The sequence below is a fragment of the Peribacillus sp. NPDC056705 genome (genome assembly GCF_043656335.1).
On the sequence record NZ_JBHTYI010000152.1, the window covers coordinates 1 to 1,396 of the forward strand.

The following is a 1,396-nucleotide window of genomic DNA, read 5'->3' on the forward strand; positions in this document are numbered from 1 at the left end:
GGGAGCAAGCGTGAACCATGGAGCCTTCCCCAGATAGCTCTGCGATTCATTCAGCATTCTACCCCAGCTGGGATCGGGTGGCTGTACACCCAAGCCCAAGTAACTTAGTGCAGCCTCAACCAAAATCGCCGTTGAGAAACTAAGCGCTGCCGTCGTTACGATGGAAGATGCAATATTGGGCAGAATCTGGACGAATATAATGTTGGCATGCCCTGCACCTATTCCCCTTGCAGCCTTTACATATTCTGCTTCACGATGCTGCAGCACTCCGCTGCGGATCACGCGAGCGAATGAGGGGACGGATAGAATGCCGATCGCAAGCATCGTCTGGAACATGCTGGGCTGATAAATCGTGACCAGCAGTAAGGCGATAAGGATACCGGGAAACGCCAACAATGCATCTGTTCCCCGCATCAACAGTTCATCGAGCCATCGTCCCACATAGCCGGCCAATGTCCCAATGATCAGCCCGCCGCTTAACCCGATAGCTACGGAGACCGCTCCAACCATAAATGCCGTCTGAGCGCCCACCATAACCCGACTCAGCACATCCCTGCCAAAATTATCGGTTCCCAGCCAATGGCTCCAGCTCGGCCCCTGCAGCCGATCGGCAATGTTCATGACATTCACTTGGTGCGGGGTATAGAATAGGCTGACCAGCATCATCAAAAGAAGCAACGTAATACATGACGCCCCCAGCGCCAGACTGAAGCTGTAATGTCTCTTCATCATCGTTAACCCCTACTTCAAACGGATTTGTGGATCCAGCCAGCGGTAGGATAGATCGACTATAAAATTTATCATGATAACCGTAAAAGCAATGATTAGCACTAAGCCCTGCACTAACGGATAGTCCCGATTACCGATCGCAGTAATGAGCAAGCTACCAAAACCCGGCAACGTAAACACCTGTTCAATAACCAAACTGCCGGCAAGCAGCTCACCAAAATGAATACCGATGATCGTGATTACGGGAAGCAGCGCATTCTTCAGCACATGGCGGTAGTGTATCGACTTCTCGGGCAACCCCTTACTTCTCGCTGTTCTCACATAATCCAGATTGAGCTGCTCCAGCATCGTCGTTCGCAAATACCGAACCACAATCGCGATCTGTGGAATAGCCAGCGCGATGGCGGGCAGCAGCAAGGACCGAAGTGCCAGCAGCGGGCTCTCCGACCAAGGGATATAGGTGCTGACCGTTACCCATTTGAGGCTCAGGCCGAAAATGAGAATGAGGATAATCCCCATCCAGAACGACGGAACCGCCAGTCCGATCTGGGTGCCGATCGACACGGCCATATCTATCGCTTTTCCCTTCGTCCTGGCTGCCAGAATACCAAGCGGGATACCAATACCAACCGTAATGGTCATCGCCAGCACAGCAAGCGTAATGGTC

At 52.4% G+C, this 1,396-nt stretch carries 2 protein-coding genes; both read right to left on the minus strand.

The features are described from left to right. On the minus strand, window positions 1–678 hold a 678-nt coding region (locus ACFRAK_RS28395; protein ID WP_394573099.1), incomplete at its 3' end, for an ABC transporter permease. Between the two features lie 63 nt (window positions 679–741). Further along, the coding region (locus tag ACFRAK_RS28400; protein ID WP_394573100.1) for an ABC transporter permease at window positions 742–1,396 on the minus strand (655 nt) is incomplete at its 5' end.